Raw genomic sequence first — 13,659 nt, 5'->3', positions numbered from 1 at the left:
ATCAGAGTAGGCTGTTCTTTTGCATATCATCATAATTCATTATAATTCATGCAGTGTTTGTTTCTCCGGCACGTGATGCACCCCCATTGCTTCGCGCAACGCACCAAACCTGGCTAATCCTCATCTACAATTTATTTGTTTAAAAATTGGTTCGCCCAAACGTGGCATCACTCTTCACTGTTGAGCTGCTGGATGCATTGATGGCATCGAGCTGTAACACGTAGTCATAATGACGGATGTAATATCCGGGCTGACTGTACGATTGAAGGGATACTTTGGTGCTATCAGCCCAACCAGGACTGCTTAGGAACGTAGCATCTCCCTTATAGGCGGAGGTGTCGGCATAAGCTTCAAGTACAATTTTATTGCTGGTGTTGCGCTTCAAGAAGTAGCCTGGGAAGTTGATGGACTCCAGTGAAATTCCCGTGGAGCTGGCAAGGCCTGGTACGACGCGGAACTGTGAATCCAGAACAGGAGAGACGTTGGCATCCACGCGAGCGGTGTAATTGGCATGGCGGATGTATCGATCCGGAACGTTGTGTGAACTGAACCGGCTGTAACCTGTGGCTTCAGGTGTTGCAGGGCCCAACATTTTGACCTCGTGCAGGGTTGGGGTGTACCAGTTCCCCGGATTATTCCACAAGACGGCGTTCACCATATTGATCCGTACATAACGGGCAGTGAAATGCACGGCATCCGTGGTGAAGCCATAGGTCAGATTATTGGTGCGATCCAAGGTGGAGTAATTAACTCCATCGTTGCTAATTTCAATTTTGTATTTGTAGTACCCTTCGGAACCTTTATACATAAACCAGGACGTGTCGATCTCGGTGATCGTCTTTGGTGCGCCGAAGTCCACCTGCCACCAGGCAGGCCAGCTATTGGAGGAAGCCACCCATGAGGTCTGGTAGTTGCCATCATTGACGTTGGATGCAGACGAGCCGGAGGCTGTAGAGCTGGCGGTAGCTGCTTTGCCTTGTGCGTGATTGACGAGAGCAGGCGGTGTTACCGCACCCGTTACTGCGTCGATATTCCACGTTGTATACCACTCCAGTGATGCGGTTCCGTTCGAATCATTCAAGGTTAGCGGCAGCCAGATATGTTTGTGCTCTCCGAGGTTCATCGGATTCCAGCGATCCCCCATGTAGATGTAGGATGTGGTGTTGCTGCCTGTAATCGTGGCAATATCATGAATCTGCGAGCCGAAGGCAGATGGATTGCCATATGGCGTAAGCGCAGTCCATGGACCCGTCATGGAAGTTGCTGTAGCATAAGCACCCTGATTCGGATACCAGCCAGCGGCTTGGGAGGTGAAGAGGTAGTAACGGTTTCCTTTTTTCACAACAGCAGGTGCTTCACGGTAGGCGTTCTCGAACAGCCAGCCCTCGAAGGACTGTATTCCGGTGTAACTTGCATTCATTTTGAAAATAGCCATCGTATCATTGGCGCCGCCATTTTTGCGTGATGCGGTAACCAGATAACCTGTGCCATTGGTATCAACAAAGACAGTCATGTCACGGGATTCATAATTGAGTGGGCGGAAGCTGCCCTCATAGGTGAATTTGCCATTTGGGGTATTGCTTGTTGCGACCGCTACACGCCCGAGGTTGTAGTCCGTACCGTTCTCATAGTGTGCCCAGAGCACATATTGGTTGGTGGAGGCGTTATAGATGACTTTGGGGCGTTCGATTTTGCTGGAGGCCAGCTCAGTTGCAGAATCTTTGGTCAGAATGGCATTGCTGAAAGTCCAATTCTTCAGATCGGTGGAGGTGTAGACGTTCACGCTGTCGAACCTGCCGCCCACCGCATGTTCACCGTACAGATAATACGTCGAGCCTACCTGCAGAATGTTGCCGCTGTTCGCATGGATGGGGTTGCCTGCGGTGTCGAGCCAATCGATGCCATTGGTTATTGTGACACTTGCTGCGCTTGTCCGTTCAGGATGAAGTCCAAACAGGGTGAACGTGAGTGCAAAGACCAGAAACCAGACCGCTTTCCTGTTACCCATTACATACACCTCCCGAAAGATATTTAATTTAATATAGCGCTTTCATTTATATTGTAGTTGGGTCAGACTCTTTTTCAAGTGAACAATCCATCCATTGCTGAACAAACCTTCATTTCATCGTGACTGAGCGGTGAGAGCGGAGGAAATATTCCTAAATATCAAGTACGATGATGTAGAGAGGATCAGGTACACACGTTAAAATAAAGCTAGACTGAATTCACATCATGGTTGGAGGGTGGACCGTCATGAACAAGTTTATTGTAGATGAAGACCTTCAGGTGAAATTGCATAATGACGAGGATGGAACGAGCACTCCGATTAAGGGAGGCATTACTACTCAGGATTTTGAAGTCATCTCTACTTATCAAAAGGGATGGTTGACCTTCGCCTATCTGCGTGATCATCAGGGAATATGGTGGTGCAATGCCCGCAAGAATAAGGCGAGTTTGTTCAGTCGGGATACGGAAGCTTTTCGTGTGATCGATGAAGATTACTGCTGCGACTCTCAGTATGTCTATCTGGAAAATCAGGCCGTGCCTAACTCCGATCCGAACAGCTTCCGGCTGTTGCCGGATACGCCTTACTTTGCTCAGGACCAACGTTATTTATATGTGAAGAGTAGTCAGCATTTTCATCTTTTTGAGGAAATCGATACGAACTCTGTGATTGCTCATCACGACTATTGCACCGACAAGGACCATCTGTTCCATCTGTCCAGTTCTCTTCGCTATGCGAATGGGGAAAAGGATGAGGTGAGGGCATGGCTGCAAGAACATCATCCCGACGTACATGGCTGGTGGCATGCGAATTATGCCCACAGTGCAGAGGGCGCTACGCAAATCAGAGGCAATTGGTATGAGACGGCGTCGTCCATTTTTTATAGAACAGAATGGGGCGATACGTATCGTCGAGAAGCGAAAGGTGTATTCAACCTTGTTCGTGGAGCGGACAGGTCTACCTTTGAACCGCTGGATGAGCAGTTTGCTCGGGACCGGGAACGTATTTATTTTCAGTGGCATATTGTAAAAGGAGCAGACCGGGATACGTTCCAGTCACTGGGTGGACCCTTTGGACGTGATCGCAATCATGTGTATTACAACGGTTACCGTGTAGATAGAGCTGATACTCAGCATTTTGAAACGTATGCCGGGACGGAGCATCTTGGACTTTCCAAGGATCAGCAACATGTGTACCGTGCCGAGGTTGTTCGGACAAGTCAGCCTTTCGGTCATCCTGACGAGGTGCTTCAGATCATCAAGGGAGCTGATGCTGCAACGTTTGAGTTAATAACACCTTCCGGCAGTTGGGCACTGGATGCCGATCGTGTGTATCTATGGGGTAAACCAAATAAACATATGGATCGAGCCAGCTTTACACATCTATTCGATGCTGATCCCCAGAGTTGGGCAATAGACCAGAATAGTCTATATAATGCCAATGGCAAACGCACGGTAAAGGGTGTCAATGGAAGTACATTTGTCATGCTGAATCAATATTGGGGCAAAGACGACCGTGTGGTGTTCAGTTTTGTGACGGGTGGGGTTTATAAGGCGGGAGATGCAGCGACGTTTATGGTTACGGATGATATCGGGGGCGCCGAAGATGCGCTATTTCGGTATACGGTGGAAGGCGGTACAGTGCGGAAAAAGAAAAGGTAATGAAAACAGGGATGGTAGACTTAGAAAAGAGTCCACTATCCCTGTTTGAATTTCTATTTATTCGATCCTATTTCTCAAACTATTTATGACCTTTGCGAACCTTGAGCTGCATCTTTTTGATCGTTGTGTTTTGCATAAGCTCCAGTACTAGAGGGCCTTTGCCGTTCAGGATCTCTACATCCGTCACATTATCCAGAATCGTAATGATTCCGATGTCGTCTGCGGTTACTCCTTCAAGCTTGGCAATGGTACCTACAAAGTCAACGGCGCGAAGTTTCTTCTTCTTGCCTCCGTTGAAGTTCAGCTTCATGATCTGTTGGTTCAGCTGTTCACGCTTGTCTTTTTTGCGTTCAGGCACAATCTTCAATCGTTTCTCAAAATCTTCTCTGCGGCGATCTACAGCTTCTTCAGAAGGTGCTTTCACAACAGGGATTTCGAATCCAATATAGGATTCAATCTCGGCGAGACGTCTGCCATCTTTCGGTGTAATCAACGTAATGGCTTTACCTGTTTTGCCTGCGCGACCCGTACGGCCTGTACGGTGAACATATCCCTCTTTTTCCAAAGGAATATCGTAGTTGATGACATGAGTAATATTTGTGATATCGATGCCACGTGCGGCTACATCCGTCGCGATCAGATAACGGAATTGTCCCCGTCTGAATGCGTTCATCACTTCGATCCGCTCATCCTGCTCCATACCACCATGGATACGATCTGCTGGGTAGTCCAGGTCAGCCATAACCCGGAACAGTTTATCCACATTCTCCTGCGTACGGCAGAACACGATGCAGCTATCCGGATTTTCTACAATGAACAAGTCCTGAAGCAACGCGGTTTTGTTCACCTCGGGTACGTTAATCACAGCATGTTCAATCGTGGCTGTTGTCAGTCCACTTGCTTTGATCTCGATCTCGACCGGTTTGTTCATGTATTTGCGTGACAGCTTGGCTACATCTTCAGGGAATGTAGCGGAGAACAACATCGTTACTCGCTCCTGCGGCAGTTTCTGAATAATCGCTTGTACTGTCTCAATAAAGCCCATATTCAACATCTCATCGGCCTCGTCAATGACGAGATAGGCAATCCGTTCGAGTGGCAACGTGCCGCGTTCGATATGATCCAGTACCCGACCTGGTGTACCAACAGCCACGTGGGTTCTTTGTTTTAACTCTGCTTTTTGGATATGAAAAGGGGACTGTCCGTATAGTGCGGTTGCTTTAATACGCTTAAAGCGGCCGATATTCGTAATATCTTCGTTAACCTGCAAAGCTAGTTCGCGGGTTGGTGTAAGAATCAAAGCCTGTGGCTTATTCTCATTCCAATCCACCAGCTCGCAAAGTGGAATGCCGTAAGCAGCTGTTTTACCACTACCTGTCTGTGATTTGACCACAAGATCCTGATTCTCTAGTGCTACCGGAATAACTTTGGTTTGAACCTCGGTTGGTGTCTCATAGCCCAGACTGTCCAGTGCTTTTACGATCTCTTCACCAAGTCCATAATCTTTAAATTGTTGCTCGCTCATCGTTTACCTCTTTTGCGTTAGTTTTGAATACTCTACATACAAGCATTGCACCGTACATTTATCGTATACCTCTTCATTATACTCTATATGCAGGCAGGCTAACGGAGTAAATGCTTCAAGTGTGTAAATTGTTTTCATGATTCCTGATTTCAGAGAGCAACGTTTGTTGTTATTCGTATGTGTATCATAACGTTCCACGTGAAACGAAATGTATCGGCGTATTTTGCTTGGTGTTAATGAATGACCATTTTTACAGCTTTGGTTTGGGGAGGGTAAGATTGATCAATAACTCCATTGATCCATACTTCTGCATTTCGACCAACGAGTGTTTCACCCAAAGAGACGGTGACAATCTCTTCTTCGATGATGAGTTCGGCGTCCTTGCTGAGCGAGACCCAAATCGGTCCAGAATCAACACCGCCATCTTCTTTATTTTCGATGAGTACCTGACCTCTTTCTTCCTCAAAATCCGTAATAATTCCTCGCACATGTGGCTTCTCTTTCCCTTGTTCCTCGGATTTATCTGCGCATCCAAGCGTTAGCAGAAGCAAGATAAACGGGAATACGAATAATCTTCGTACAATGGACATCGAGTTGCTCACCTCCTTTTTAATACATCTATAAGTATGGACGGTCTTAGAGACATCAAAGTTCCTTTACATCAATGGAATAAAGAACAAAAATCACTCCATTGAGGCTGGAACTGAAAAATGGGATAGGGTAGCATATGGGTACCCGTAAAAAAGCTATAGGATAATCAATCGTATATTACACGTATGTCGCTAGTCATGAAAGAATTTTTATAATAGTGGTACTTTTATATACTACGTATTACCCGGCCGGAGCGAGTACAACCGAAATTTTAATGGACTGCACAGACATGGATGTCTGTGTTTTATTTTTTTATCAGGAAAAGGGGGATAAGATATGCCGCGAGTCAAGATGACATGTTGGTTGTTAAGTATCGTACTGGCTCTGGTCAGCCTATCCGGGTGCTCGTCCCCTTTTTACGAATCGTTTAATGCCGCAGGGAGCAGGTTATCCTCTGATCGAATGAATGAACTCCGCAAGGAATATCCGCTATCCACTGGCGTCCCCGCGACGATTAACATGAGAGAAGTTAGCTTCAATGAGGTCATGGCGTTTGGGAATGGGGTCGTTGTGGCGGAGGTTGTGAAGGTGTTGCCGAGTTTTCGTGTGGAGCTATCGACTAAACCCGGTACGCCTGAACGAAAGGTGGCTGATAAGGATAGGGCTAATGGAATCACATCCTACCAACCTGAATTCATCTCTTATCAGGTGAAGGTAAATGAAGTAGTAACAGGAGATGATGTACCCGAGGATACTTTTTTATTTTACAACGCTGACTTCGCAGGTGTGGAGCCTGAACTTAAACCAGGTATGAAGATTATCGCTGTAGTCAAAAAGGGGACGACCGGAGAACAGCAGGGAGGATATTCATTCACTCGCTACGGCACGTACTATATTGTCGATGATGACTACGTACTTGCCGCCTACGAGGGGGAATCGGAGGAATTGCGTGATTTTATGGAACAAACGAATGGCATCCAGCTGGACGCTTTTATGGATAAAATCAAGAACCAACCACAAGGCTAAATGACTTCATTCCCCTAGAGCAGTAGAGGAAGGGCCATACGCATAACCATTCGTTTAACATAACAAAGGGCGATCCCGACCATGATATTCATGGGAGAATCGCCCTTTTTCTTTTTCGTTAAGCGTGGTGCGTCACGATGTTACCTATTTCAAAATACTCACATATTTGCCGTATACAAATGCTACACGTCCATCCAGCTTCACTTTTACCCAGCCATACTTGTCTGTACTGATCACCTCAAGCAGGGTGCCCTTTGGTACCGCAGCAACGACCTTCGCTTTGGATGAAGCGCCAGCGCGTACGTTCAGGTAAGACGCTGTAACCTTGGCTTGTTTGCCTTTGGTGACAGTTCCTGGTTTACCCGTGCTTGGTGTGGATGGTTTACCAGGTTTCGATGTGCCTGGAGTCGGTGTTGGTTTTGGTTTCGTTGGCGTTGTCGGCTTCTCAGGTGTAGGAGTAGTTGCTCCCTCGCCATTGCCTGCCGCTTTGCGAGCTTTGTTCAGCTGTTGATAGAATGCTCCCTTGGTTTTCACGCCTGCGAATTGTGCCGCACTCACATCTGCTTTGGCAGATAGCGTATCAATCTCTTCTTGAGTCACTGCATCCAAAATGTTAATGGAGGCAATGTTGGTGTACTTGCCATCTTCCGTTGTTGGCACAGACATGATGCCATCGTTAACTAACTCCACCACATCTGCACGTTCCGGTGCAGTCAGGTCTACGCCGGTGATTTTCCAGTTGTGCTGAATCTTCGGTTCGTAGACACCTTTCATGACATCTTTCAGATAGGCGATGGACAGGTTGCGAATCGTGCCTTGAATCTCACCAAATGCCGAGGCGTCCTTGGAGGACCAGAGTTGCTTGAACTTACGCCCTTCCATGGCGCCGCCTTTGGCAATCAGGGCTTCCATCCGGTAGGCATTCATACCGAGCTTCAGCGTATCGTCTTCTTTGACAACTGATCCATTGCTGTACTTGAGATTTGTAATCCGACTACCGTATGGCTTGGTCAGGTCAATCTCATATGTTACGCCGCCGAAGAAATCATCGGTGCTGTATTTGGAAGCACGTCGTTTCGGATCAAAGCTGACGGTCACATCACCCGGGCGTGCGGAGTTGAAGTACCCCGCAGACCACTCCATATAATCCATTAGATCGCGTCCGGTTACTTCATATACGGTCACTTCACCAAAGGTGTATTGGTAGTTGAATGCAATATCCTTTTTCTTAATCGGGCCTACATCCAGCTTGGCTTTGTCGTTATCAATCTGATGCGCGACCACATCGGCATCACTGTAATGCAACATCACTTCGGTGAAAAAATCAGACAAAGGTGTTTCCTGGATCTGCACCGCAGGTATACCCTTAATCTCATCAGCAGGGACCAGGTTCGTTCCTTTCAGTTCAGCCACTTCAATGTTGGCATCGGCACGAGCGAACTCGTGGAATGGGTGCAAAGTCTCTTCCAGCGCAGGATCGGAGACTTCATACGTTCCGTCTGCTGCTTTTACAGCGAGTGCTTGAGCTTCTTTGCTTTTCAGCACAACTTTGTCGCCGTCTTTTTCAAATGTCAGATCGATTCGTGAAATATGTGAGCCATATTTATTCGGTTCGGAGATCAATACGCCGTTAACCGTTTGGGATTCAATCAAAGTATGCATGTGTCCGGCAAAAATGGCAGCCAGCTCCGGGTTGGCATTGGCGATATCCGTCACTCCGGTTCCCGGATTACCGTTCTCGTTGTCCAATCCCATATGCATGAGTCCAACCATGACATCGACTTTGCCTTTCAGCTCAGCAATGGCCTTTTTGGTCTCTTCCACAGGATCTTTGACGATGATGCCGTCCAGGTGATCCGTGCCTTTTTCAAATTCGGTAATCATAGGTGTGTTCATTCCGATAACACCCACTTTGATTCCGTCTTTCTCGATAATCGTATAGGCAGGCATGTAGCGGTCGCCGTTTTCTTTGAAAATGTTACCCACGAGAGGCTGTCCATTGAATTGGGAAGAGATCTTCTCCAGTACGTCCAGTCCAAAGTTAAACTCATGGTTACCCATAACCCATGCGTCATATTTCATTTCGTTCATTGCAACCATCATGGGAGATTGAGGTTGATCATTGAACAACTCAGCCGAGTTATCCTGAATCATGTCTCCTGCATCCAGCAGGATCGTATTGGGATTCTCCGCACGGACTTTTTTCACAATGGTGTAGAGCTGTGTCATGCTACCGGTTGGGTTTGGACCGTCCAGAGCATAGTCCCACGGCATGAATCGACCATGTATATCCGATGTACCCAGCAACGTAATCTTGGTCTCCTTGTCTGCCTCAGCAGCCTGAACCGGAGTGGAAGCAAAAGGGGCGAACAAAATGGAGGCACATAAGAGGAAAGATAAAGGCCATCCGGCGAAACGTTTCGTTGAAATTTTGCGCATGTTGTAATCTCCCTTGTTATCTAGTGTGTGTAAAGATATGTATCATTTCATACTAGATAAACATGTGGTGAATGTAAACTCCAATGTAAGAGTTATGTTGGATTTAAGTGAGTGAATCTATAAATAACTTCAGAAAAAGCATTTAAATCTATTTTTTTACAATAAAATACTATAATTTGACAGGTGTTAAAAACCAAAATTATCCAGTAAAATGATGTTTGTAAGCGCTTCACAAAAAAGAATACTAAGGAGGAAAATCATTGATTAAGTCTAAGTGGTTCAAAACAGTCGGCTCACTGGCATTGGTAGGGATTCTCGCTGCTTCTGTTGCGGTTGGTAGTGTGAGCGCTGGTCTGGCGAAAGGTAGCAAATTTCTGGGCAATATTATTGCCAACCAGGTTCCTTCGAATTTTAGTCCATATTGGAATCAGGTAACTCCGGAGAACTCAACCAAGTGGGATGCTGTTGAAGGCACACGCAACGTAATGAATTGGGGCCAGGCGGACATGGCCTACAACTATGCTAACAATAACGGATTTCCGTTCAAGTTCCATACGCTCGTATGGGGAAATCAACAGCCAAATTGGATTAACAGTCTCTCAGCCGCAGATCAGAAGGCTGAAGTGACACAATGGATTAAAGCGGCAGGACAGCGGTATTCGAAGTCTGCCTTCGTTGATGTGGTGAATGAACCTCTGCATGCGAAACCATCCTATCGCAATGCCATTGGTGGAGATGGGGCAACGGGTTGGGATTGGGTTATCTGGTCATTCCAACAGGCGAGACAAGCCTTCCCTAACTCTAAATTGTTAATTAATGAATATGGTATTATCGGTGATCCTGCTAAAGCGGACCAATATATCCAGATTATCAACCTTTTGAAAAACAGAGGTCTAGTTGATGGTATTGGAATCCAGGCGCATTACTTCAATATGGACAACGTTTCTGTGAACACGATGAACACGGTACTGAACAAGCTTGCGGCTACGGGGCTACCAATCTATGTATCCGAGCTGGATATGACAGGTGACGATAATACACAATTGCAGCGTTATCAGCAGAAATTCCCTGTGCTGTGGAAACACCCTGCTGTTAAAGGTGTAACGCTGTGGGGTTACAACCAAAATCAAACTTGGCAGGCAGGCTCCCACTTGGTCAATAGCAACGGTACAGAACGTCCGGCTATGCAATGGCTGAGAAACTACCTGGCGAACAATCCTTAAGCGTGCGTTTGCACGAATCTGAGCTTCCTTTGTAAATCCGGTAATCATATAAACACCAAATAGCGCCTGTTCTACATGTTAAGCATGGGAATATGGCGCTATTTGTGTTAGTGCTTTCTCTCAACAGTGTTCGGCAATTTATGGTGCAGGGAAACATTTAATTTTAATCCAAACCAATACAAAAGCGATCAGTGCAAATATCATTCCGCTCCAGATCAGCTGATGTATTCCAAGGTTCGCGATGAACCAGCCGCCGATGGCAGTACCCAAGGTAATACCGAGGTTAGAAAAGGATACAAACAAGCTGTTGCCGAATTCAGGCGCATCCTGCGCTTCAGCGGTTAACCAGGTTTGGCTTACAATTAATCCTCCTGAATACACGGATGCCCAGAGGATGACTACAATAACCATCCACATGAAGTGGGGACCGGCCCAATAGACGAGTGCGTAAGCTGCTACATACAGCAGGGGGAACATGAGGACAGTGCGGACCACGCTCTTACGCAGAAACTGTCCAAACCCCAAATTTCCGATGATCATGACGACACCAAAGACGGTCAGCATGACACTGATCCATGATCCGCTCATGTGGGTGACCTGTCCAAGATACTCGGCGAAATAGCTGTACACGGAGAACATGGCGGCGAATATAAAAATGACTGCGGCAACATTCAGCCATAATCCAGGTTTGCGCAGAATACCGAGCTGCTTGCCATAGGACATCTTTTCCTTCACGGGCATCGAGGGTAACCAGATCCATATGCCGATCAAAGCGACCACACTAACCATCGCTCCAAACAGGAAGGCGATTTCGAGAGATAGGCGTTCAGCAAGGTACGATGTCAGCGGTACGCCAAATGCAAAGCCTGCGGTAACTCCGGTAAATACTTTAGCGACAGCTTGGCTGCTTTTCTCTGCTGGAACGAGCTGGGCACTGGTGACCAGGGCTACGGAAAAGAAGACGGGATGGAATAACGCGGGAATGATACGGAAGATAAGCATGGTATCAAATGTTGTGGCATAGGCATATACGACGTTCGAGATGGCAAACATCAGCACAGCGGCCAACAGGATGATTTTGCGATTGATCCCGGACGCCAGCAAGGTGAGAAAAGGGCCTGCTATGGCTACAACCAGCGCAAATATACTGACCAGCCAACCTGCCTGTGCAGCCGTAATGTTGAATTTATTCGCAACCTGAGGCAGTACCCCCACAATTCCCATTTCTGTTGTAATAATCCCGAATACCCCGAGTGCCAGCATCAGGATAAGGAGTGGATTGACCTGTTGTGATTTCATGCAAAGCGTACCTCCAATAAATTTAAATATACAGAAAAGTAGATATATTGTGTCGAAATGAGCCTGCCTTGCCTCCTATAATATGATGGACATGAGAGTAAGTTCTCTGGATTACATTATATCTATATTTATAGATTTGTAAATATAAAAGGTGAAACGTCATTTCTTTAAGTTGTCTTCGGTTTGTGTTCTACAGGAGTAATTATGCTGACAATAAGCATGGTCTGGCCCATAAAAAAATAGCGCCGGCCCGGGGAATCCTTGGGGCCTGACGCTATTGATGTTCGCGTTTTTAACGATGTGTTGGATTAGTTATTTCGGATGAATAACCATGCTGTTGAATGAATCGGCTTCCAGATCAATGTGAAGGGTCTGTCCTTCTTCAAGGGTTAGATACAGGTCACGACGGTCCTGGAATGGATTGTTGATGACAATCACGAGACTGTTATCCGGGTTGCGAAAAGCAACGGATTTCCCGCTCCACGCGCCAGACAAGCCGACTCTTCGAGCACCAGGAACAATATGATGCGCGAAGTGTTTCATCACATAATACTCCGGGTTACGAGTAACCTCCTTATTGTCCGGATCTACGGTGATCATGGAGTTCTGCTCCCAGCCCCATGTGCTGCGGCCTTTGGGTTCCAGAACCATGTTCCAGTAGATGTACGCGTTCACTCCGTTGCTGAAGTAATGCTGGTAGAGGTTATATACATATTTGGCATAGTTCCATGAGTTGTTGCCATCACCGCATTCGTTCTCAGTCTGCATATAACGTAGCTCCGGATAACTCGCTGAGGTACGTTGAATCGCATTTTTGCCTGCCCACTGATATCCAACACCTTTGATATAGGAATAGGCTTTTGGATCACTCAGGACAAGCCCGGCGTACTCATCGAAGTCATTTGTTTTTTTCTTGATTAATTCCTCCCATGGATCAGGGGCGTTGATCGTTCCCAGCCAGATCTCCGTATCCAGACCGTGTTGGTCAAAAGCCGGGCCCAGATAATCGGCAATAAACTCACGAAGCTGCTCGCCTGTCCACATGCAAGAAGGAAATTTCTGATCTGCAATCACTTCGTTCTGCACATGCACCTGATGGATCGTAATGCCTGCGTCACGGTAAGCCTGTACAAACTTTACGAAATACAGGGCGTAGGCCTCCAGAATATCTTTCTCCCAGCGCAGTGTCCCATAGTTATAGGCTTTGGGCGACTTCATCCACGTTGGCGGACTCCATGGGGAGGCGAAGAATTGCAGGTTCGGGTTATAAGTCAGAGCTTCCTTGATGTAAGGAATCAGATATTTGAAATCACGTTTGATCGAAAAATGTTCCATGGCCACGTCGCCGTCCACCTCGTTGTGGCTATACCACTGCTCTGCATAATCACTTGCGCCGATCGGCAGGCGACAGATGTTAAACTTGTGCTCGCCCTCGGGATGGAAAAGAGAGTGAAATACCTCATGGCGCTGCTCCTCATTCAAATGGGACAGAGCCATATAACCAAGCTCGTTGAAACATCCGCCAAACCCTTCGACAAGTTGGTGCTGTTCACCCGTGAGTTTTAGGTTAGCGCTTTCATTAGTTGGCACAAAAGATAGCTCTCTCCACGGGCTGTCTTGGGTTGTGGAATAACCAGTGAGCGTAAATGTCATGTGAATTTCCTCCTCGCTTGAAACTCAGTTGTCATATATATTACGTTCAGTATAACAACTCCCACGGCAAAAGAAGATATGCTAAACCGTGTGAAATTTACCCTAATCGAAGATGGAGTATTACGAGTTCGTATTCGCATAGACAGATCGTATGCTGTATTTGCTTGTGATCGGCGATGTCCATATACCATTATCCAATGTCTTAACACAACTGTCATAACACAACAAATTCCCCGC

9 protein-coding genes are annotated in these 13,659 nt (G+C 46.7%); 3 read left to right on the top strand and 6 right to left on the bottom strand.

What is annotated here, in order from left to right:
* Positions 1 to 139 precede the first annotated feature (139 nt).
* The gene (locus MKY01_RS31220; protein WP_339284838.1) at positions 140 to 2,008 is read right to left on the bottom strand and encodes an AbfB domain-containing protein; all 1,869 of its coding nucleotides are present in this window, start codon (positions 2,006 to 2,008) and stop codon (positions 140 to 142) included.
* A 245-nt stretch (positions 2,009 to 2,253) separates the two neighbouring features.
* On the opposite strand from MKY01_RS31220, the gene MKY01_RS31215 reads away from it, so the two are divergent.
* Entirely contained in the window at positions 2,254 to 3,666 is a 1,413-nt protein-coding gene (locus MKY01_RS31215; RefSeq protein WP_339284836.1) for a DKNYY domain-containing protein, read from the top strand.
* A gap of 79 nt (positions 3,667 to 3,745) precedes the next feature.
* Here MKY01_RS31215 and MKY01_RS31210 read toward each other — a convergent pair whose 3' ends face one another.
* Both MKY01_RS31210 and MKY01_RS31205 read right to left on the bottom strand, forming a co-directional pair.
* A complete protein-coding gene (locus tag MKY01_RS31210) occupies positions 3,746 to 5,191 on the bottom strand; it encodes a DEAD/DEAH box helicase (RefSeq protein ID WP_339284835.1) in 1,446 nt (481 codons plus the stop codon).
* Positions 5,192 to 5,424: 233 nt separating this feature from the next.
* The gene (locus tag MKY01_RS31205) at positions 5,425 to 5,781 is read right to left on the bottom strand and encodes a hypothetical protein (RefSeq protein ID WP_339284834.1); all 357 of its coding nucleotides are present in this window, start codon (positions 5,779 to 5,781) and stop codon (positions 5,425 to 5,427) included.
* Positions 5,782 to 6,118: 337 nt separating this feature from the next.
* Here MKY01_RS31205 and MKY01_RS31200 point away from each other — a divergent pair, with 337 nt between their 5' ends.
* Positions 6,119 to 6,808, top strand: a complete 690-nt coding sequence (locus tag MKY01_RS31200) for a hypothetical protein (RefSeq protein ID WP_339284832.1) — start codon at positions 6,119 to 6,121, stop codon at positions 6,806 to 6,808.
* A 144-nt stretch (positions 6,809 to 6,952) separates the two neighbouring features.
* Here MKY01_RS31200 and MKY01_RS31195 read toward each other — a convergent pair whose 3' ends face one another.
* On the bottom strand, positions 6,953 to 9,247 hold the full coding sequence (locus tag MKY01_RS31195; protein WP_339284830.1) for a 5'-nucleotidase C-terminal domain-containing protein: 2,295 nt from the start codon (positions 9,245 to 9,247) through the stop codon (positions 6,953 to 6,955).
* A 260-nt stretch (positions 9,248 to 9,507) separates the two neighbouring features.
* On the opposite strand from MKY01_RS31195, the gene MKY01_RS31190 reads away from it, so the two are divergent.
* The gene (locus tag MKY01_RS31190) at positions 9,508 to 10,470 is read left to right on the top strand and encodes an endo-1,4-beta-xylanase (protein WP_339284829.1); all 963 of its coding nucleotides are present in this window, start codon (positions 9,508 to 9,510) and stop codon (positions 10,468 to 10,470) included.
* Positions 10,471 to 10,608: 138 nt separating this feature from the next.
* Here MKY01_RS31190 and MKY01_RS31185 read toward each other — a convergent pair whose 3' ends face one another.
* Entirely contained in the window at positions 10,609 to 11,769 is a 1,161-nt protein-coding gene (locus tag MKY01_RS31185; protein WP_339284827.1) for an MFS transporter, read from the bottom strand.
* Between the two features lie 312 nt (positions 11,770 to 12,081).
* Positions 12,082 to 13,422 carry a glycoside hydrolase family 30 protein gene (locus MKY01_RS31180; protein WP_339284826.1) on the bottom strand — a complete coding sequence of 447 codons (1,341 nt, stop codon included), beginning with the start codon at positions 13,420 to 13,422 and terminating at the stop codon, positions 12,082 to 12,084.
* Positions 13,423 to 13,659: the final 237 nt, after the last annotated feature.

Origin of the sequence: Paenibacillus sp. FSL R5-0486, assembly GCF_037975155.1 — a bacterium.
Taxonomy (GTDB): Bacteria; Bacillota; Bacilli; order Paenibacillales; family Paenibacillaceae; genus Paenibacillus; species Paenibacillus amylolyticus.
This window is presented reverse-complemented; position numbering and strand designations above follow the sequence as displayed.